At 40.9% G+C, this 19553-nt stretch carries 18 protein-coding genes and 1 pseudogene; 18 read left to right on the forward strand and 1 reads right to left on the reverse strand.

The features are described from left to right. A pseudogene (locus HT685_RS04705) lies at nucleotides 1-248 on the forward strand (hypothetical protein); the annotation flags it as partial. 135 nt (nucleotides 249-383) lie between these two features. Here the strand turns inward: HT685_RS04705 and HT685_RS04710 are convergent. Next, complete coding sequence (locus HT685_RS04710; protein WP_173226765.1) at nucleotides 384-2504, reverse strand: LTA synthase family protein; 2121 nt, start codon at nucleotides 2502-2504, stop codon at nucleotides 384-386. 149 nt (nucleotides 2505-2653) lie between these two features. Between HT685_RS04710 and HT685_RS04715 the strand changes: the two genes are divergently transcribed. The 17 genes from HT685_RS04715 (at nucleotide 2654) to mecA (ending at nucleotide 19521) form a co-directional block, all read left to right on the forward strand. Then, nucleotides 2654-3817, forward strand: coding sequence for a class I SAM-dependent rRNA methyltransferase (locus HT685_RS04715; protein ID WP_173226757.1), 1164 nt, complete (start codon nucleotides 2654-2656; stop codon nucleotides 3815-3817). After that, a complete protein-coding gene (gene aroD / locus HT685_RS04720; protein ID WP_173226755.1) occupies nucleotides 3814-4491 on the forward strand; it encodes a type I 3-dehydroquinate dehydratase in 678 nt (225 codons plus the stop codon). The genes HT685_RS04715 and aroD overlap by 4 nt, the downstream gene beginning before the upstream one ends. Continuing rightward, entirely contained in the window at nucleotides 4481-5335 is an 855-nt protein-coding gene (locus HT685_RS04725; RefSeq protein ID WP_173226753.1) for a shikimate dehydrogenase, read from the forward strand. The genes aroD and HT685_RS04725 overlap by 11 nt, the downstream gene beginning before the upstream one ends. Nucleotides 5336-5353: 18 nt before the next feature. Next, nucleotides 5354-6421 carry a 3-dehydroquinate synthase gene (aroB, locus tag HT685_RS04730; RefSeq protein ID WP_173226751.1) on the forward strand — a complete coding sequence of 356 codons (1068 nt, stop codon included), beginning with the start codon at nucleotides 5354-5356 and terminating at the stop codon, nucleotides 6419-6421. A 9-nt stretch (nucleotides 6422-6430) separates the two neighbouring features. Beyond that, a complete protein-coding gene (gene aroC, locus HT685_RS04735) occupies nucleotides 6431-7597 on the forward strand; it encodes a chorismate synthase (protein ID WP_173226749.1) in 1167 nt (388 codons plus the stop codon). 9 nt (nucleotides 7598-7606) lie between these two features. Then, nucleotides 7607-8710: a prephenate dehydrogenase gene (locus HT685_RS04740; protein ID WP_173226747.1), complete on the forward strand. Its 1104-nt coding sequence runs from the start codon at nucleotides 7607-7609 to the stop codon at nucleotides 8708-8710. A gap of 10 nt (nucleotides 8711-8720) precedes the next feature. Next, nucleotides 8721-9059 (forward strand): YlbF/YmcA family competence regulator, encoded by a 339-nt coding sequence (locus HT685_RS04745; RefSeq protein WP_173226745.1) that lies wholly within the window; start codon nucleotides 8721-8723, stop codon nucleotides 9057-9059. Nucleotides 9060-9150: 91 nt separating this feature from the next. Beyond that, complete coding sequence (aroA, locus tag HT685_RS04750; RefSeq protein WP_173226743.1) at nucleotides 9151-10434, forward strand: 3-phosphoshikimate 1-carboxyvinyltransferase; 1284 nt, start codon at nucleotides 9151-9153, stop codon at nucleotides 10432-10434. Further along, complete coding sequence (locus tag HT685_RS04755; RefSeq protein WP_173226741.1) at nucleotides 10427-10903, forward strand: shikimate kinase; 477 nt, start codon at nucleotides 10427-10429, stop codon at nucleotides 10901-10903. The genes aroA and HT685_RS04755 overlap by 8 nt, the downstream gene beginning before the upstream one ends. After that, on the forward strand, nucleotides 10900-11748 hold the full coding sequence (pheA, locus tag HT685_RS04760) for a prephenate dehydratase (RefSeq protein ID WP_173226739.1): 849 nt from the start codon (nucleotides 10900-10902) through the stop codon (nucleotides 11746-11748). Before HT685_RS04755 ends, pheA begins: the two co-directional genes overlap by 4 nt. Continuing rightward, nucleotides 11745-13019, forward strand: coding sequence for a polyisoprenyl-teichoic acid--peptidoglycan teichoic acid transferase Psr (gene psr / locus HT685_RS04765; RefSeq protein ID WP_173226737.1), 1275 nt, complete (start codon nucleotides 11745-11747; stop codon nucleotides 13017-13019). The genes pheA and psr overlap by 4 nt, the downstream gene beginning before the upstream one ends. 126 nt (nucleotides 13020-13145) lie before the next feature. After that, nucleotides 13146-13991: a phosphorylcholine transferase LicD gene (locus HT685_RS04770; protein ID WP_205380490.1), complete on the forward strand. Its 846-nt coding sequence runs from the start codon at nucleotides 13146-13148 to the stop codon at nucleotides 13989-13991. Continuing rightward, nucleotides 13981-15084, forward strand: a complete 1104-nt coding sequence (locus HT685_RS04775) for a glycosyltransferase (RefSeq protein WP_173226733.1) — start codon at nucleotides 13981-13983, stop codon at nucleotides 15082-15084. Before HT685_RS04770 ends, HT685_RS04775 begins: the two co-directional genes overlap by 11 nt. Before the next feature lies 1 nt (nucleotide 15085). Continuing rightward, a complete protein-coding gene (locus HT685_RS04780) occupies nucleotides 15086-16072 on the forward strand; it encodes a glycosyltransferase family 2 protein (RefSeq protein ID WP_173226731.1) in 987 nt (328 codons plus the stop codon). Between the two features lie 15 nt (nucleotides 16073-16087). Continuing rightward, a complete protein-coding gene (locus HT685_RS04785; protein ID WP_173226729.1) occupies nucleotides 16088-17557 on the forward strand; it encodes an O-antigen polysaccharide polymerase Wzy in 1470 nt (489 codons plus the stop codon). Then, a complete protein-coding gene (locus tag HT685_RS04790) occupies nucleotides 17550-18584 on the forward strand; it encodes a prephenate dehydratase (RefSeq protein ID WP_173226727.1) in 1035 nt (344 codons plus the stop codon). Before HT685_RS04785 ends, HT685_RS04790 begins: the two co-directional genes overlap by 8 nt. A 199-nt stretch (nucleotides 18585-18783) precedes the next feature. Next, nucleotides 18784-19521, forward strand: a complete 738-nt coding sequence (gene mecA / locus HT685_RS04795; protein WP_173226724.1) for an adaptor protein MecA — start codon at nucleotides 18784-18786, stop codon at nucleotides 19519-19521. Nucleotides 19522-19553: the final 32 nt, after the last annotated feature.

Here is a 19553-nt window from a genome sequence, read left to right on the forward strand (position 1 = left end):
TGTTTGACAAACACGCCAACCTCAAGTATAGGTTTGGGGATCGGCATTTTGGGGCGGAAGGTTATTATGTGAGTACGGTTGGACTCAATGAAGCCACAATTAAGAAATATATTCAAGATTAAAGAAATTATCCAGTGGATGATTTCTTCACGAGTATGAAAATTTGAGAACGAGTAAAGCATGATATAGCACTAGATAAATTGAGTGTAAAAGAATATGAGGATCCCTTTAGGGATAGTGGTAAGTAATACTAAAGCCTCTTTAAGAGGCAAGTGACGAGTCAAGAGCAATGAGGCTTGAACAAAGTGAAAGCCAGCGTCTTTAGGCGCTGGCTGGTAATTTGGGCTTATAGCCCTGGTACAAACCACCCGTTTGACGGGTGGTTATGATTGTGATTTTGATTCGGTTTCTGCCGACTCTGGGTGAAGTTCTTGGTAACTTGGTGCCTTGAAAAGGTCAGCACTGGTTTTACCTTGTCGTTGGCTAAAGAGACTGGTTGATTGACTACCTTTTTCCTGTTCAATCTTTTGTAAAACTGGCAAGGAATTGAGGTAAGAAATACTTTCAGTATCAACTTTTCCAAGATGATCTTTTTGGTAAAAACGTATCAAATCGCCAGTTTGAATCTGGTCACTGATTTTCAGCTGTTGACTGGCTGCCTGCCGAACGCTTTCCAGTTCAGTCTGAGTTTGTTCATCAAGATTACTGATTTCGAGACCACTTTCAGTATAGTAGGTTCGTCCGTCATAACTAGTGTATTTTGGTGTGACGAAGGAATTGGCAGTTCGAAAGGCAACGATTTCTTGATGGTCTGGTGATAGGAGATCTTGTCCAACTTGAAGGAAGGAATTGGACTCAATACCAAGGAGGTGTTCGAGAGTCGGTAAGATATCGATTTGCCCACCGTAGGTATTGATGATTTGCCCCTTTTCATAACCAGGCATGACCACCATAAAAGGCACTCGTTGCAACATGGCATTGTCGTAATTCGACCAGTTCTCAGAAGTCTTTCCAATCAAGGGTGCCAGCTCAGGATTGCGGGAGTTGGAAATACCATAATGGTCTCCGTAAATGACGATGATGGATTTTTCATAGAGGCCACTTTCTTTGAGATAGTCAAAGAAGGCCTTGATAGCGCTATCCAGATAGTTGGCTGTTTGGAAGTAGCCATTGATCGTTTCATCTTTGGTCTTAGCCAGTGGGAAACCAAGCTCATCGCCTGTCAGATTGCTAGCATAGGGATAGTGATTGGACACCGTGATATACTTAGTATAAAAAGGTTGCTGTAAATGCTCCAGATATTGGATAGAATCTTTCATCATGATTTTATCATTTAAACCATATTGGAAAGAATTGCTACTGTCTTGCTTGGTGAAGTAGGAAGCATCAAAGAAGTATTGGTAGCCCCATTGTTTGTAGGTCGTATTTCGATTCCAGAAGGTCCCGATATTGCCGTGAAAGATAGCACTTGATTGATAGCCGTTTTTTGATAGGATAAAAGGTGCGGCCTGCTGGGTATTGGTACCTCCGTAGTTGACCATGAAGGAACCTTGGTCAAGGCCAAATAAACCTGTCTCCAGCATGGTTTCTGCATCTGAGGTTTTACCAGCCTTGACTTGGTTAAAGATATTAGAAAAGGCTAGGGTTGATTGCGAATGGTAGAGTGAATTTAGGAAGGGAGTGACTTCATGCTCAGTTCCATCTATGTTGAGTTTATAGTCAAGCAGGAACTGTTGGAAACTCTCCAAGTGGAGATAAATCACATTTTTCCCTTTGGCCAGGCCAAAATAGTCTGGATTGGGCTTAGCCGAATGTTCTTGAATATAATCTGTAATAGGTTGAAGGTCAGTCTCAGAGGCCTTAGCCCGTTCTTTATTAGCGCTATAGGATTGGTTGGCACTATAGCCTAAAAAGGCTGGCAAACTAAGGGCACGAACAATATAATAATTAGAAAATCCTCGCGACAGGAGATCGGGACGCTCAATCTCTGCCAAGAAAAGATTAGCAGAAAAGAGCAGGGCTGAGAGAGCAGTGATAGCAACACTGGAGCGGAATTTGAAGGGTCTCCTATTCAGCGGGATGAATTTTTTATAGAAAAGGAAAGCCAGCAATGGGAAATCCATAAAATAGATGAAATCCCAAGGACGCAGTAACTCTAGTTCTGCAGTGCCGACAGACACCTTGCTGACCACTTTCATGGTATTAGCCGTGATAAAGTCGCTAAATTCTCGATAGTAAAAGACATTGGAATAAAGCCAAATGAATAAAAGGCTATAAATAGCTATACTCAGGCCATAAAAGATCTTGGTTGAGCGAGCATAGAGGGCTAGAGCCAGCAGGAGTAGTCCTAGAGGAAGGGGGTTGAAAAAGGCGATAAAGGCAAGGTAATTTCCCTGCAACTTGCCCAATTGAATATCTAAATTAAAGTCAACGGTATAGGCTAATAAGGTTTTGAGCCAATAGAGGATTAAAAGGGTTAGGACAAAACCCAGTCTGGTACCCATGGCTTTTTGGATTTTGTTAAAATTAATTCTCACACATTTACTTCCTAATTTTTTATTAGTATTAGTATACCATTTTTTAAAAGAAGAGTAAAAAAGCAAGGGTAGTTTCTTTTTTGAGAATTGGCTAAAAGTTTGATATAATAGTAGTTATGAATAGAATAAGAGTCAGCAAAAGGGTTGAAAAGAAGCTCGCTAAGGGGCTAGTTTTACTAGAAGCTAGTGATCTTGAGAATGTCAATCTCAAGGATCAGGAAGTAGAAGTCTATCGTCAAGAAGGCACCTTTCTTGGGACTGCCTACCTTTCTCAGCAAAACAAGGGCTTGGGCTGGTTTGTTAGTAAGGACAAGGTGGCCTTCAATCAAGCTTTCTTTGAAACGCTGTTTAGACAAGCTAAAGAAAAGAGAAGAGCCTACTATCAAGATGATTTGACAACTGCCTTTCGTCTCTTCAACCAAGAGGGAGATGGCTTTGGGGGTCTGACAGTGGACCTTTATGGCGACTATGCTGTCTTTTCTTGGTATAACTCTTATGTTTATCAGATTCGCAAGGTTATCTCAGAAGCTTTTAGACAGGTTTTTCCTGAGGTTTTAGGGACCTATGAGAAGATCCGTTTTAAGGGTTTGGACTATGAATCTGCCCATGTTTATGGTCAAGAAGCACCTGAATTTTTCACTGTTTTGGAAAATGGTGTCCTGTATCAAGTCTTTATGAATGATGGCTTGATGACAGGGATTTTCCTAGACCAGCATGAGGTTCGTGGGAGTTTGGTTGATGGTTTAGCTATGGATAAATCCTTGCTCAATATGTTTTCTTATACAGCTGCCTTTTCCGTGGCTGCGGCCATGGGAGGAGCAAGCCAGACAACTTCGGTTGACCTAGCCAAGCGTTCACGAGAATTGTCTCAAGCGCATTTTCAGGCAAATGGAATTAGTACAGACGACCACCGTTTTGTGGTTATGGATGTCTTTGAATATTTCAAATACGCTAAGAGAAAAGGCCTGACCTACGATGTGATTGTTCTAGATCCGCCTAGCTTCGCTCGGAACAAAAAACAAACATTCTCTGTGGCCAAGGATTATCACAAGTTGATTTCCCAGAGTCTGGAGATTTTAAATCCGGGAGGGATTATCATTGCCAGTACCAATGCTGCCAATGTTTCCCGTCAGAAATTTACAGAACAAATTGATAAAGGCTTTGCAGGAAGAAGTTACCAGATTTTAAATAAATACGGTCTTCCAGCAGATTTTGCCTATAATAAAAAAGATGAAAGTAGTAATTACCTCAAGGTGATTAGTATGAAGGTTAGTAAATGAAATTGATCGTTTCAGTAATGCCAAGAAGTTTAGAGGAGGCCCAGGCTCTGGATGCCACGAGGTACCTGGATGCCGACATCATTGAATGGCGTGCCGACTATCTGCCTAAAGAAGCGATTTTGCAGGTGGCTCCAGCTATTTTTGAAAAATTCGCAGGTCGTGAGTTGGTTTTCACGCTACGAACTCGCTCTGAGGGGGGAGAAATCGACCTTTCTCCAGAAGAATATATCCATCTAATCAAGGAAGTGGCGCAACTCTATCAACCAGACTATATTGATTTTGAGTACTACAGCTACAAGGATGTTTTTGAGGAGATGCTGGACTTCCCAAATCTTGTTTTGAGTTACCACAATTTCCAAGGAACACCTGAAAATATGATGGAAATCTTGTCAGAGTTGACGAGCTTAAATCCAAAACTTGTTAAGGTTGCGGTGATGGCTCACACGGAGCAGGATGTCTTAGACTTGATGAACTATACACGAGGCTTTAAAACCCTCAATCCTGAACAGGAATATGTGACCATTTCTATGGGAAAGGTGGGCAAGGTCTCTCGTATCACTGCGGATGTGACTGGTTCGAGTTGGTCTTTTGCCAGTCTGGATGAGGCTAGTGCCCCTGGTCAGATTTCTCTAGCCAACATGAAAAAAATCAGGGAGATTTTGGATGAAGCTTGATGGCTATACACGTTTAGCTGCCGTTGTTGCCAATCCTATTAAGCATTCTATTTCCCCCTTTATTCACAACAATGCCTTTGAGGCGACAGCTACCAATGGTGTTTATGTGGCTTGGGAGATTGAAACGAGTGACTTGGCAGAAACAGTGGCCAATATTCGTCGCTACCAGATGTTTGGCATCAACCTGTCCATGCCCTATAAAGAGCAAGTGATTCCTTATTTGGATGAACTGAGTGATGAAGCGCGCTTGATTGGTGCGGTCAATACGGTTGTCAATCATAATGGCAATTTAATTGGATATAATACAGATGGCAAGGGATTTTTTAAGAGCTTGCCTTCTTTTACAATTACAGGTAAGAATATGACCCTGCTGGGTGCAGGTGGTGCGGCCAAGTCCATTTTGGCACAAGCTATTTTGGACGGCGTCCGTCAGATTTCGGTCTTTGTTCGTTCCGTTTCTATGGAAAAAACAAGACCTTACCTAGACAAATTACAGGAGCAGACAGGCTTTAAAGTGGACTTGTATGCTTTAGAAGATATTTCTGAACTGCAATCAAGGATTGCTGAGTCGGAGTTGCTGGTTAATGCCACCAGTGTGGGCATGGATGGTAAATCATCCCCAGTTCCTGAAAGCATTGTCCTATCAGAAACTCTTTTAGTAGCAGATATCATTTACAAGCCTTTTGAAACGCCATTTTTGAAATGGGCTAGAAGTCAGGGCAATCCAGCCGTCAATGGTCTGGGGATGTTGCTCTATCAGGCTGCAGAAGCTTTTCAACTGTGGACAGGCAAGGAAATGCCGACAAAAGAAATTTGGCAGTCTTTAACAGAAAAATACCAATAAAGAAAAGGAGATTCTCCTATGAAAATCAGAATCGATATTCCTCATCATCCTTATGATATTCAGATTGAAAAAGGTTGTCTAGCTCAGGCTGGCCAATGGTTGCGAGAATTCTGGCAACCACAAAAGGTAGTCATTGTAACAGATAACCATGTAGCTTCTCTTTATGCAGAGAAGGTCAAGCTCAGCCTAGAAGATTCTGGTTTTCAGGTAGCTGTTTTTGACTTTTTAGAAGGTGAAGAAAGAAAGAATTTGACTACTGTTCAGAAAGTCTATGAATTCCTAGTTAAGCAGGGGTTGACTCGTAGCGATGGAATCGTGGCTCTTGGTGGTGGCGTTGTTGGGGATCTGGCTGGCTTTGTAGCCTCTACCTATATGCGGGGTATTCACTTTGTTCAGATTCCGACTAGTTTGACAGCCCAGGTTGATTCTTCTATCGGTGGAAAGACAGGCGTCAATACTCCATTTGCTAAGAATATGGTGGGCACCTTTGCTCAACCAGATGGGGTTCTGATTGATCCGCTTGTCCTTGAAACACTTGGAAAAAGAGAGTTGATTGAAGGGATGGGGGAGGTCATCAAGTATGGCTTGATTGAGGATCCAGAACTATGGACTCTATTGACGGAGCTAGATGGTACTGTAGAGAGCATTTTGGAGCATGCAGAGATCTTGATTGAACATTCTTGTCAGGTCAAGCGCAAGATGGTGGTTGAGGATGAGTTAGACAATGGTGTTCGTCTTTACCTCAATTTTGGCCATACTATTGGCCATGCCATTGAAGCAACTGCCGGTTATGGAAAAGTCATGCATGGTGAAGCTGTGGCCATGGGAATGGTACAGATTTCCAAGGTTGCTGAGAAAAAGGGTCTCATGCCAGCTGGCATTACCCAATCTATCACAGAGATGTGTCAGAAATTCGGCTTGCCTGTTGACTATGAAAATTGGGAAGTTGACAAGCTTTATCAGGCTTTGACACATGACAAGAAAGCGCGTGGTAACACCTTGAAATTGGTCTTGGTGCCAGAGCTTGGTTCAGCGACCATTCATCCAGTTTCTCTGGAAGAGATGAAAGACTACTTGGTAAAATAAGGAGAGTGTATGAGATATTTAACTGCAGGAGAATCACACGGCCCCCGTCTAACAGCTATTATTGAGGGAATTCCAGCTGGACTTCCATTGACAGCTGAGGATATCAATGAGGACCTTAGACGCCGTCAGGGTGGCTACGGTCGTGGTGGTCGTATGAAGATTGAGAATGACCAGGTTGTCTTTACTTCGGGCGTTCGCCATGGGAAGACGACAGGGGCGCCTATTACTATGGATGTCATCAATAAGGATCACCAAAAATGGCTGGACATCATGTCTGCGGAGGACATTGAAGACCGCCTTAAAAGCAAACGAAAAATCACCCATCCTCGTCCCGGTCACGCCGATTTGGTTGGGGGCATCAAGTACCGTTTTGACGATTTGCGAAATTCTTTGGAGCGTTCATCAGCTCGTGAAACCACCATGCGGGTGGCAGTAGGAGCAGTAGCCAAACGCCTCTTGGCTGAATTGGATATGGAGATTGCCAATCATGTCGTGGTCTTTGGTGGCAAGGAAATCGACGTTCCTGAGAATCTTACAGTTGCTGAGATTAAGAAAAGAGCCGCCCAGTCTGAAGTTTCTATTGTCAACCAAGAAAGAGAACAGGAAATCAAGGACTATATTGACCAAATCAAACGTGACGGTGATACCATCGGTGGGGTTGTGGAGACAGTCGTTGGAGGTGTTCCAGTTGGTCTTGGTTCCTATGTCCAATGGGATAGAAAATTGGATGCAAGATTGGCTCAAGCTGTTGTCTCTATCAATGCCTTTAAAGGGGTGGAATTTGGTCTTGGCTTTGAAGCTGGTTACCGTAAAGGTAGCCAAGTTATGGACGAAATTCTCTGGTCTAAAGAAGACGGTTATACTCGCCGTACCAATAATCTAGGTGGTTTTGAAGGTGGTATGACTAATGGGCAACCCATCGTTGTTCGAGGCGTGATGAAGCCCATTCCTACTCTCTACAAACCACTTATGAGTGTGGATATCGAAACCCATGAACCCTACAAGGCAACTGTGGAGAGAAGTGATCCGACCGCCCTTCCAGCAGCAGGTGTGGTCATGGAAGCTGTTGTAGCAACGGTTCTGGCACAAGAAATCCTTGAAAAATTCTCATCAGATAATCTCGAGGAACTAAAAGAAGCGGTAGCCAAACACCGAGACTATACAAAGAACTATTAAGGAGTTCCTATGGCAAAAACAATCTATATCGCAGGTCTTGGTTTGATCGGTGCCTCGATGGCACTTGGTATCAAACGCGATCATCCAGATTATGAAATTTTAGGTTATAATCGCAGTCAAGCTTCGAGAGATATTGCCTTGAAAGAAGGCATGATTGACCGTGCAACGGATGATTTTGCCAGTTTTGCTCCTTTGGCAGATATCATCATTCTCAGCTTGCCAATAAAGCAAACTATTTCCTTTATTAAGGAGTTGGCTAACTTGAACTTGAAAGAAGGGGTCATTATTTCAGATGCTGGTTCGACCAAGTCAGCCATTGTGGATGCAGCGGAGAACTATTTGGCTGGCAAGTCTGTTCGCTTTGTCGGGGCCCATCCCATGGCCGGTAGTCACAAGACAGGGGCTGCCTCTGCGGATGTCAATCTCTTTGAAAATGCCTATTATATCTTCACACCTTCAAGCCTGACAAGTCAGGACACGCTTGAGGAAATGAAGAATCTGCTTTCAGGTCTTCATGCTCGTTTTATCGAGATTGATGCCAAGGAGCATGACCGTGTCACTTCTCAGATTAGCCATTTTCCTCATATTCTGGCTTCTAGTCTCATGGAGCAGACAGCGGTCTATGCTCAAGATCATGAGATGGCAAGACGCTTTGCGGCCGGTGGCTTTCGAGATATGACCCGAATTGCAGAAAGCGAGCCAGGTATGTGGACTTCCATTCTCTTATCTAATCGTGAAACTATTTTGGATCGAATTGCGGATTTCAAGGAACGGTTGGAAGCGATTGGTCAGGCCATCAGCAAGGGAGATGAGGAGCAGATTTGGAACTTTTTCAATCAAGCACGTGAGCAACGTCAGGCTATGGAAATTCATAAGCGTGGTGGTGTGGATAGCTCTTATGACCTCTATGTCGATGTTCCCGATGAAGAAGATGTCATCTTGCGGATTTTGGAACTGCTACGTGGAACTTCCTTGGTTAACATCCACATCAACGAGGAAAACCGTGAGGACATTCACGGGATTCTACAAATTTCATTTAAAAATGCTCAAGACTTGGAACGAGCCGAGCACCTCATAACAGAAAATACCGACTACACAGTCGTTATCAAATAAGGAGAAAATCATGTCAAATATTTACGATAGTGCAAACGAACTCAGTCGCGGTCTACGCGAATTGCCAGAATACAAGGCTGTCAAAGCAGCCAAGGATGCGATTGCAGCAGATGCTGAGGCAAGCAAAATCTTTACAGAATACCTTGCCTTTCAAGAGGAAATTCAAAAACTAGCACATACAGGTCAAATGCCAGATGCTTCCTTCCAAGCTAAAATGGAAGGCTTTGGTAAACAGATTCAAGGAAATAGCCTCTTGTCAGAATTCTTTACCAAGCAACAACAATTGGCCATTTACCTTTCTGACATTGAAAAAATTGTTTTCGAACCAGTTTCAGAATTGCTAAAATAAGAAAATAACTATCATAAAGTCAGGAATTTTTAAGGAATTTCTGGCTTTTTATGATAAAATAGGTAAAAGTATTGCAAGTATGAGGTCCAGTATGAAACTAAAAACAAACATTCGCCACTTACATGGCAGTATCCGCGTTCCAGGTGACAAGTCTATCAGCCACCGTTCCATTATCTTTGGAAGTTTGGCTGAGGGTGAGACCAAGGTTTATGATATTTTGCGTGGCGAGGACGTGCTCTCAACTATTCAAGTTTTTCGTGACCTTGGTGTTGAGATTGAGGATAAAAATGGGGTTATTACCATTCAAGGTGTAGGTATGGATGGTTTAAAAGCTCCGCAAAATGCCCTTGATATGGGAAATTCTGGAACCTCGATTCGCCTGATTTCAGGTGTTCTTGCTGGTGCAGACTTTGAAGTAGAAATGTTTGGCGATGATAGTCTTTCCAAACGTCCTATGGATCGTGTGACGATTCCACTGAAAAAAATGGGCGTTAGCATTTCAGGGCAAACTGAGCGAGACCTTCCTCCCCTTCATTTAAAAGGGACGAAAACCCTAAGACCTATTTATTATGAGTTGCCAATTGCATCTGCCCAGGTTAAGTCAGCCTTGATGTTTGCGGCCTTGCAGGCTCAGGGGGAGTCAGTTATTATTGAAAAAGAGTGCACCCGTAATCATACTGAAGATATGTTGCAACAATTTGGTGGCCATTTAAGTGTGGACGGCAAGAAAATCACAGTCCAAGGGCCACAAAAACTGACAGGACAAAAGGTGGTTGTTCCAGGAGATATTTCCAGTGCAGCCTTTTGGTTGGTCGCAGGTTTAATTGTTCCAAACTCTCGTGTCGTGCTGCAGAATGTGGGTATCAATGAAACGCGTACTGGTATTATTGATGTCATTCGTGCCATGGGTGGAAAACTAGAAATAACTGAAATTGACCCAGTCGCTAAATCTGCTACCTTAACTGTTGAGTCTTCAGACCTCAAAGGAACAGAGATTGGCGGTGCCTTGATTCCACGCTTGATTGATGAATTGCCCATTATTGCTCTGCTTGCGACCCAAGCCCAAGGTGTTACAGTTATCAAGGATGCTGAGGAGCTCAAGGTCAAGGAAACAGACCGTATTCAGGTTGTGGCAGACGCCTTAAATAGTATGGGAGTAGATATTACTCCTACGGCAGATGGGATGATTATCAAAGGAAAATCAGCCCTTCACGGTGCTAGAGTCAATACTTTTGGAGACCATCGTATCGGCATGATGACAGCTATCGCATCTCTCTTGGTTGCAGATGGAGAAGTGGAACTTGACCGTGCTGAAGCCATCAATACCAGCTATCCTAGCTTCTTTGATGATTTGGAGAACTTGATTCATGGCTAAGGTGTTACTAGGATTTATGGGGGCTGGCAAATCGACTATTGCAAGAGGCTTGGATCCTAATTACCTTGATATGGATGCCCTGATTGAGAAGCGCCTAGGTATGGCCATTGCGAATTTTTTTGCTGAAAAGGGAGAATCAGCCTTTCGACAGGTAGAGTCAGAAGTCCTAGCTGATTTACTACAAAGAGACCAAGTTGTGTCAACTGGAGGAGGAGTGGTTATTTCTCAGAGAAATCGTGACTTACTCAAGACTAATGCAGATAATATCTACCTGAAAGCAGATTTTGAAACCCTCTACCAACGCATATCAGCTGATCAGGACAATCAGCGTCCGCTTTTTCTAAATAATAGCAAGGAAGAATTAGTAGCTATTTTCCAAGAAAGACAGGTTTGGTATGAGGAAGTGGCTAGTCGGATTTTGGATGTGACCAAGTTAAGCCCAGAGGAAATTATAGAGGAACTGAGATGAAAATTGCTTATCTAGGTCCCAAGGGATCATTTTCACATCACGTTGTGCAGACAGCTTTTCCTCATGAGGAATTGCAGGCCTTTGCCAATATTACAGATGTCATCAAGGCCTATGAGCAAGGATTGGTGGACTATTCTGTGGTGCCAGTTGAAAATTCTATTGAGGGTAGTGTTCATGAAACCTTGGACTACCTTTTTCATCAGGCTCGCATTCAAGCAGTTGCAGAAATCGTTCAGCCTATTCATCAGCAGTTGATGGTGGTTCCAGGTCACACTAAGATTGAGAAGATTTTTTCTCATCCACAGGCTTTGGCGCAAGGTAAGAAATTCATCGATGAACAGTATCCAGAGGCCCAAATCGAGGTGACTGCTAGTACTGCTTATGCGGCCCGCTTTATTTCAGAACATCCAGATCAACACTTTGCGGCTATTGCGCCTAGAAGTTCTGCTGAGGAATATGGCTTGGAACTGATTGCTGAGGATATTCAGGAAATGGAAGCCAATTTCACACGTTTCTGGGTTCTGGGAGCTGAAACGCCTACTATTCCCTTGCAAGCACAAACTAAAAAAATGAGTTTTGCCCTGACCTTACCTGACAACCTTCCAGGTGCACTCTACAAGGCCCTTTCTACTTTTGCTTGGCGAGGAATTGACTTAACAAAAATTGAAAGTCGTCCACTCAAGACAGCGCTAGGCGAATACTTTTTCATTATTGATGTGGACTATACTGATAAATCCTTGGTTCACTTTGCCCAAAAAGAACTAGAAGCGATTGGAATCCAGTATAAGGTTCTGGGTGCCTATCCTATTTATCCAATATCAGACCATGGAAAGGAGAGAAGATGAGTAAAGAAAATCCTCTCAGTCATCATGAAAAATTACGTTATGATTATTTGCTAAAAAATATTCACTATCTCAATGAGAGAGAAAAAAATGAGTTTGCCTATTTGCAAGAAAAGATAACTCTTGCTAGGGTAAATAGTAGTTCCAGCTTGGAACAAGAAAGAGAAGAGCAGGTTGACTTACCAAGCTATGCGAACCGGAGTCGCTCACAATCCAAATCGCAAACACTTTCTGCTCCTCCCAAAAAGAAAAGACGGAAGCTCCGTCTTAAACGCATTTTTATGGTGATTTTTTCACTTTTGGTCTGTGTGGCTTTGGCCATGGTATTCATGTTTTTGCGTGGTTACCAAGATGCTAGCGCAAAGAAAACTGCTGATGCTAAGGCAGCACAGGTTCAAGTCTTTAATGGTCAGGACACTAGAGACGGGGTTAATATTTTGATCATGGGGACGGACGGTCGAATTGGTCAAAATAGTGCTGAGACGCGGACAGACTCTATTATGGTATTAAATGTTGGCGGCTCAGATAAGAAAATGAAGCTAGTCAGTTTCATGCGTGACAATTTGGTTTATATAGACGGTTACAGTCAAGTGATTAACGGTAGAAAACAGACGGATAACAAGTTAAACGTAGCCTACGAGTTAGGAGAACAAGAGGGGCAAAAAGGGGCAGAAATGGTTCGTCAAGTCTTGAAAGATAATTTTGACTTGGACATTAAGTACTATGCCTTGGTTGATTTTCAGGCCTTTGCAACAGCGATTGACACGCTTTTCCCTGATGGGGTGACAATTGATGCTCAATTTTCAACATTGAATGGGCGTCCACTAACAGAAGCTACAGTCGGAGATGATTTACACGCTACTGAGACTGAGTCTCCAACCCAGACTATTAAAGTCGGAAAACAGCAGATGAACGGCTCGACCCTGCTCAATTATGCTCGTTTCCGTGATGATGATGAGGCGGATTACGGCCGTACCAAAAGACAGCAGCAAGTTTTAACAGCAATTTTAGAGCAAATTAAAGATCCTACTAAACTTTTCACTGGTTCTGAAGCTCTTGGAAAGGTTTTTGCTATGACCTCAACCAACGCACCATATACTTTCCTCCTAACAAACGGTTTATCTGTTTTGGATGGAGCAAAAAATGGTATTGAAAAATTGACGATTCCAGAACTTGGTGACTGGGTAGATGCCTATGATGTTTATGGAGGCTTGGGCTTGCTTGTCGAACAAAACAAATATCAGAATAAATTGTCTCAGATGGGTTTGAGATAAGATAAGACAGGAAAAATCAAAGTTTGATAGCTATTTATCTAGCAGTCAGGCTTTGATTTTTTACAGTCTCTAATAGATTTTCATCCCTTATTTGTGGTATAATGAAACGATACGATAGAAAGAAAAATGAACAATATGACTGATTTAAAAGCAATTCAGGCTCGTAGTCTGGAGATGGCTGAATATTTTGTTGCCTTTTGCAAGGAGCATGATTTACTTTGTTATCTCTGTGGAGGGGGTGCTATTGGTGCCCTTCGAAACAAGGGCTTTATTCCTTGGGATGACGACCTAGACTTTTTTATGCCCCGTAAGGACTATGAAAAATTGGCAGAATTATGGCCTCGCTATGCAGATGAGCGTTATTTCTTGTCAAAGAGTCACAAGGATTTTGTCGACCGTAATCTTTTTATTACCATTCGTGACAAGGAAACTACCTGCATTAAACCTTACCAGCAAGATTTGGATTTGCCACATGGTTTGGCTTTGGATGTTTTGCCTTTAGATTATTATCCTAAAAATCCAGCTGAGCGGAAAAAACAGGTTCGTTGGGCACTGATTTATTCTCTTTTTTGTGCTCAAACTATTCCAGAAAAGCATGGCGCACTTATGAAGTGGGGAAGCCGTATTTTACTGGGGTTAACTCCAAAATCTCTCCGTTATCGCATTTGGAAAAAAGCTGAAAAAGAAATGACCAAGTACAGTCTAGCTGAGAGCGATGGAATTACGGAATTATGCTCAGGTCCTGGCTACATGAGAAACAAGTATCCAATAGCATCTTTTGAAGACAATCTTTTCTTACCATTTGAAGGAACAGAGATGCCTATTCCAGTTGGCTACGATGCCTATCTCAGCACTGCTTTTGACGATTATATGACTCCTCCGCCAGCAGACAAGCAGATGCCGCATCATGATGCTGTCATCGCTGATATGGATAAGTCTTATACAGAATACAAAGGAGAATATGGTGGCTAAGAAAAAAATCTTATTTTTTATGTGGTCTTTTTCTCTCGGAGGCGGTGCAGAAAAGATTCTGTCTACCATTGTTTCAAATCTGGATCCAGAAAAGTATGATATTGATATTCTTGAAATGGAGCACTTTGACAAGGGATACGAATCTGTTCCCAAGCATGTAGGCATTTTAAAATCTCTTCAAGATTATCGCCAAGCTAGATGGTTACGAGCTTTTTTGTGGAGAATGAGAATTTATTTTCCAAGGCTGACTCGTCGCTTGCTTGTAAAAGATGACTATGATGTTGAAGTTTCTTTTACCATTATGAATCCACCACTGTTGTTTTCTAAAAGAAAAGAAGTCAAGAAAATCTCTTGGATTCATGGAAGTATCGAAGAATTTCTTAAGGATAGCTCCAAAAGGGAATCACATAGACGCCAGTTGGATGATGCGGATATCATTGTAGGAATTTCAAAAAAGACCAGTCATTCTATCAAGGAAGTCTATCCAGATTATGATTCTAAATTACAGACGGTCTACAATGGATATGATTTTAAGACTATTTTAGAAAAATCTCAAGAGAAGATTGATATCGAGATTGCGCCTCAAAGTATCTGTGCTATCGGACGGATTGAGGAAAATAAGGGTTCTGACCGTGTGGTGGAAGTGATACGATTATTACACCAAGAGGGGAAAAACTATCACCTTTACTTTATAGGTGCTGGTGATATGGAAGAGGAACTGAAAAAGCGAGTCAAAGAGTATGAGCTTGAGGACCATGTACATTTCCTTGGTTATCAAAAAAATCCTTATCAATATTTGTCTCAGATGAAAGTTCTCTTGTCTATGTCTAAACAAGAAGGTTTTCCTGGTGTTTATGTGGAATCCTTGAGCCTTGGAATCCCTTTTGTCTCTACGGATGTTGGAGGGGCTGAGGAACTATCACAAGAAGGACGATTTGGACAAATCATTGAGAGCAATCAAGAGGCAGCTCAGGCAATTACGAACTACATGACTTCTGCCTCAAACTTTGATGTCGATGAGGCTAGCCAATTCATTCAACAATTCACAATTGCCAAACAAATCGAACAAGTAGAAAAACTATTAGAGGAGTAGCATGGGAACTGCATTAATTAGTGTCATTGTGCCAGTTTATAATGTGGCGCAGTACCTAGAAAAATCGATAGCTTCCATTCAGAAGCAGACCTATCAGAATTTGGAAATTATTCTTGTTGATGATGGTGCAACAGATGAGAGTGGTCGCTTGTGTGATTCAATCGCTGAACAAGATGACAGGGTGTCAGTGCTTCATAAAAAGAACGAAGGATTGTCGCAAGCACGAAATGATGGAATGAAGCAGGCTCACGGGGATTATCTGATTTTTATTGACTCAGATGATTATATCCATCCAGAAATGATTCAGAACTTATATGAGCAATTAGTTCAAGAAGATGCGGATGTTTCGAGCTGTGGTGTCATGAATGTCTATGCTAATGATGAAAGTCCACAGTCAGCTAATCAGGATGACTATTTTGTCTGTGATTCTCAAACATTTCTAAGGGAATACCTTATAGGTGAAAAAATACCTGGAACGATCTGCAATAAGCTAATCAAGAGAGAGATTGCAACTGCCCTATCCTTTCCTAAGGGATTGATTTACGAAGATGCCTATTATCATTTTGATTTGATCAAGTTGGCCAAGAGGTACGTTGTTAATACCAAACCCTATTATTACTATTTTCATAGAGGGGATAGTATTACGACCAAACCCTATGCAGAGAAGGATTTAGCCTATATTGATATCTACCAAAAGTTTTACAATGAAGTTATGAAAAACTATCCTGATTTGAAAGAGGTTGCTTTTTTCAGATTGGCCTATGCCCACTTCTTTATTCTGGATAAGATGTTGCTAGATGATCAGTATAAACAGTTTGAAGCCTATTCTCAGATTCATCGTTTTTTAAAAGGTCATGCTCTTGCTATTGCTAGGAATCCAATTTTCCGTAAGGGGAGAAGAATTAGTGCCTTGGCTCTATTCATAAATATTTCCTTATACCGATTTTTATTACTAAAAAATATTGAAAAATCTAAAAAATTACATTAGAACGGGGGTGAGCAAGTGATTGATGGAAAACGATTGTTATTTAGTTTGACCATAGTCAGTTATGCCATGACGCTAGTAAGTGGAATAGTATATCTGTTTAATAATAACAATGTTAGCTTGCTTTCTACTTTATTGTTCTTACTGGTTAGTAGCTTAATTGCCTGCTGGAATGACATCAAGTATTACTTAATCCATTTTATTTTCTATTTAACCATTTTTGTCTTTCTGGTATCAAGACCGACCATTGATTATTTTAGGGATGGCGCTCTGGATACCTATCATCCGATAGCTTATCGTTTTGCCTTTATAGTTGTCATGGTTTCGATTCTGGGCTTGACCACAGGAGGCGTCCTGGCTCGTTACTTCATAGCTAGGAAGAAAATAAAAGTAGCAAATATAGGAAATTCTCTAAAAGAGATTTATACCAAGCGGTTACGCTTTGTATCACTAGGAGTTTTTCTTCTAACCTATCCTTTCTATTTCATTCGGTTATTTGAACGACTCCTGTATCGCTTGCAGACTTCCTACTATGCCTACTATGCAAATTTTGAAAGTAAACTGCCTTATTTTACCTATATCTTATCAACATTTACGGTCTATGCAATGTGTATGTATTTGGCAACCAAGCCAAAGAAATGGCAGGCAACAGCAGTGCTTATCTCCTTTATTGTAGCCAATACCATTCATTTGGCAATTGGGACACGAAATCCCTTTATTTTAAGTATTTTATTTGCTTTTGTTTATTACTTTATGCGGGAGCAAACTGAAAAGGGAAAATGGATTGGGTTTAAAGAAAAGTTAGCGATTTTTTTAGGTTCTCCTATTCTCATGTTAGCGATGGGAGTGCTCAATTATGTACGGGATAATGTTCAAGTTTCCCATACAGGTTTCTGGGATATCTTACTTGACTTTATCTATAAACAAGGGACTAGTTTTGGTGTCTTGGCTCGAGGTTTTCTATTTAACAGTAGCCTCCCTTACCGAGATTTCCGTAATTTTACTTTTGGTCCTGTTCTTGATTATTTTGCAAGGGGGAGTTTGGGGTCCATTTTCGGAGGAAAAGCCTTTGAGCATACAACCAATAGTGTGGAATTAGCTATTGATAGTAATAGTTATGCCCACAATCTATCCTATCTTGTTTTGAACAAGGAATATTTGAAAGGACATGGTATCGGAAGTAGTTATATCATGGAGTTGTATACAGACTATGGTATGATAGGAGTCTTTCTACTTAGTCTCTTGCTCGGTATGCTATTTATAGCCATGTTGCAAGTAGCCTACCGCTCAAGAACAATCCTATTTGCCTTGTCCTTACTCATCTTGAATAATCTATTCTTTATGCCAAGAAGTAGCTTTTCAGAAAGTTTCTTCAATCTATTTACAATGCAATTCTGGGGAATTGTTCTTGTGATTATATTTGTAGCAAAAATGCTTACAAAAGAAAACCAGTATCTACTCAACAAAGGAGAAAAAAATCATGTTTGAACATTATTCAGTAGCTGATTTGTTTGCAAATCTTTATAAAAAACGAAAAGTAAATATTTTAGCTCTTATCGCTTTATTTGCTCTCATTGCTGTACCATTTACAATTAAAGCAGTTAGGAATAAAAACACTGTCAAAGATACAACAAGTTATTCAACTTATCTTAGCTATAAAATCACTCCTCCAGAAGATTCGGCCAAAACGATTTTGAATCATCAAATTGGTGGTTATAGTGATTTTTATGGGAAATTGATTGATGGTAATTTGAATGGAGCTTATCTTTTCAATGATGTAGAGCCCAGTGAGTTGAAAAAAATTGCCAGTGAATTAGATACGACAGAAACAACCTTGAAAAATTCTACGAATGATTATTGGTGGAAAAAACTGACTGTCTACTATATGATTGACGATGCAGGGGTTGGTGTGAAAATTTTGACACCAAGTAAAGATACTAATGACTTGTTGGAGCGAAAAATTGATGGATTGATTGAGAAATTTAAACACACTTTTGCAAATGTAAAAATTGAAAAATTGGAAACCATCAACTCTAAAGAATTGAATGCAAATGGTGAGACAGCGCTTGGATTAAATGTGAAAAATCTGATTCTCCGTTTAGCTGTTATTGGAGTAGTCTGTGTGATTTTGGTTGTGATGGGAAATGTATTGGTTTATCTCTTTAACCCAACAATCAATAGAGCAGGTGATTTTTCTCAATATCAAATTGATTTTGTAACAGAGATTACAACAATTGCTAACCTAGCAGATGTTTTGTCATACAAAAATGCTGGACAGGAATTGACTATCGTTAGCTCAAACAAAGCTATCCTAGATAAATTGAAACAAAATCAAGAGTCTTTAAAAGGAATGCATTTTGTCGATTTACAAGATGTGCCATCGCTTTTAGAAAGAGATACAGTCCTTCTTGTTGAAGAGTACGGAGTGACTCGTTATAAGAAATTTGAGCAAAGTCTTCAAATTCTCAGAAACTTAAATCGTTCTATCCTCGGTGTAGCAACCTTTAAATTATAAGTATTCTGATGTATAAGGTCTTCAAAGTCGGCTAAGAGCCGATTTTGAAGGCTTTTTCTATCTGTCTGCAGAAATTTTCTTTTGGAGTCTCCTATAGAAATACCCTAGGGAAAATCTATCCGTATAGAGGAGCCTTCTTTTGATAAAATCGTAAAAATCTAGTATAATAGATAGAACTGAAAGTATGAGGTTACTAGCAATGAAAATGAAACAAATTAGTGATACAACTTTGAAAATCACGATGTCTTTAGAGGATTTGATGGATCGTGGAATGGAGATTGCTGACTTTCTTGTTCCTCAAGAAAAAACAGAAGAGTTCTTTTATGCTATCTTGGATGAGTTAGAGATGCCTGATAGCTTTCTGGATACAGGCATGTTGAGCTTCCGTGTGACTCCAAAACCTGATAAGGTAGATGTCTTTGTAACCAAATCAAAGATTGACCAAAATCTAGATTTTGAAGACTTATCGGATTTACCAGATATGGAAGAATTGGCTCAAATGTCTCCAGATGAATTTATCAAAACCTTGGAAAAAAGCATCGCAGAAAAGACTAAAGATGATATCGAAGCGATTCAATCTCTAGAGCAAGTTGAAGCCAAGGAAGAAGAGCAGGAACAGGCTGAACAAGAAGTTGAAAGTAAGAAAGAGCCTTACATCTATTACATCCTTTCTTTTGAAAAATTAGCTGAGTTGGTGGCTTTTGCCAAGACAGTGACTTTTGAGATGGAAACTTCTGAACTCTACAAGATGAATGAGCGCTATTATTTGACCATTTTAGTGGATATTGAAAATCATCCAAGTCCATATCCAGCTTGGCTGTTGGCCCGTATGCGCGAGTTTGCAGACGATAGTGACATCAGTCGATCAGTCTTGCAGGAGTATGGTCAAGTCTTGATGAATCATGATGCAGTGCTTAATCTGCAAAAGATTGGATAATCCTTTCTGGAAAGCTATTTCTAGATTTTAAG

This window comes from Streptococcus sp. 5004, assembly GCF_013276755.1.
Lineage (GTDB): Bacteria > Bacillota > Bacilli > Lactobacillales > Streptococcaceae > Streptococcus.

Excerpts from the sequence above, each read along its gene's own strand:
- HT685_RS04715 (WP_173226757.1), top strand. The coding sequence starts at position 2,654 with ATGAATAGAATAAGAGTCAGCAAAAGGGTTGAAAAGAAGCTCGCTAAG.
- HT685_RS04740 (WP_173226747.1), top strand. The coding sequence starts at position 7,607 with ATGGCAAAAACAATCTATATCGCAGGTCTTGGTTTGATCGGTGCCTCG.
- HT685_RS04745 (WP_173226745.1), top strand. The coding sequence starts at position 8,721 with ATGTCAAATATTTACGATAGTGCAAACGAACTCAGTCGCGGTCTACGC.
- pheA (WP_173226739.1), top strand. The coding sequence starts at position 10,900 with ATGAAAATTGCTTATCTAGGTCCCAAGGGATCATTTTCACATCACGTT.
- HT685_RS04755 (WP_173226741.1), top strand. The coding sequence starts at position 10,427 with ATGGCTAAGGTGTTACTAGGATTTATGGGGGCTGGCAAATCGACTATT.
- HT685_RS04770 (WP_205380490.1), top strand. The coding sequence starts at position 13,146 with ATGAACAATATGACTGATTTAAAAGCAATTCAGGCTCGTAGTCTGGAG.
- mecA (WP_173226724.1), top strand. The coding sequence starts at position 18,784 with ATGAAAATGAAACAAATTAGTGATACAACTTTGAAAATCACGATGTCT.
- aroB (WP_173226751.1), top strand. The coding sequence starts at position 5,354 with ATGAAAATCAGAATCGATATTCCTCATCATCCTTATGATATTCAGATT.
- HT685_RS04780 (WP_173226731.1), top strand. The coding sequence starts at position 15,086 with ATGGGAACTGCATTAATTAGTGTCATTGTGCCAGTTTATAATGTGGCG.
- HT685_RS04725 (WP_173226753.1), top strand. The coding sequence starts at position 4,481 with ATGAAGCTTGATGGCTATACACGTTTAGCTGCCGTTGTTGCCAATCCT.
- psr (WP_173226737.1), top strand. The coding sequence starts at position 11,745 with ATGAGTAAAGAAAATCCTCTCAGTCATCATGAAAAATTACGTTATGAT.
- aroC (WP_173226749.1), top strand. The coding sequence starts at position 6,431 with ATGAGATATTTAACTGCAGGAGAATCACACGGCCCCCGTCTAACAGCT.
- HT685_RS04790 (WP_173226727.1), top strand. The coding sequence starts at position 17,550 with ATGTTTGAACATTATTCAGTAGCTGATTTGTTTGCAAATCTTTATAAA.
- HT685_RS04710 (WP_173226765.1), bottom strand. The coding sequence starts at position 2,504 with ATGGGTACCAGACTGGGTTTTGTCCTAACCCTTTTAATCCTCTATTGG.
- HT685_RS04775 (WP_173226733.1), top strand. The coding sequence starts at position 13,981 with ATGGTGGCTAAGAAAAAAATCTTATTTTTTATGTGGTCTTTTTCTCTC.
- aroD (WP_173226755.1), top strand. The coding sequence starts at position 3,814 with ATGAAATTGATCGTTTCAGTAATGCCAAGAAGTTTAGAGGAGGCCCAG.
- aroA (WP_173226743.1), top strand. The coding sequence starts at position 9,151 with ATGAAACTAAAAACAAACATTCGCCACTTACATGGCAGTATCCGCGTT.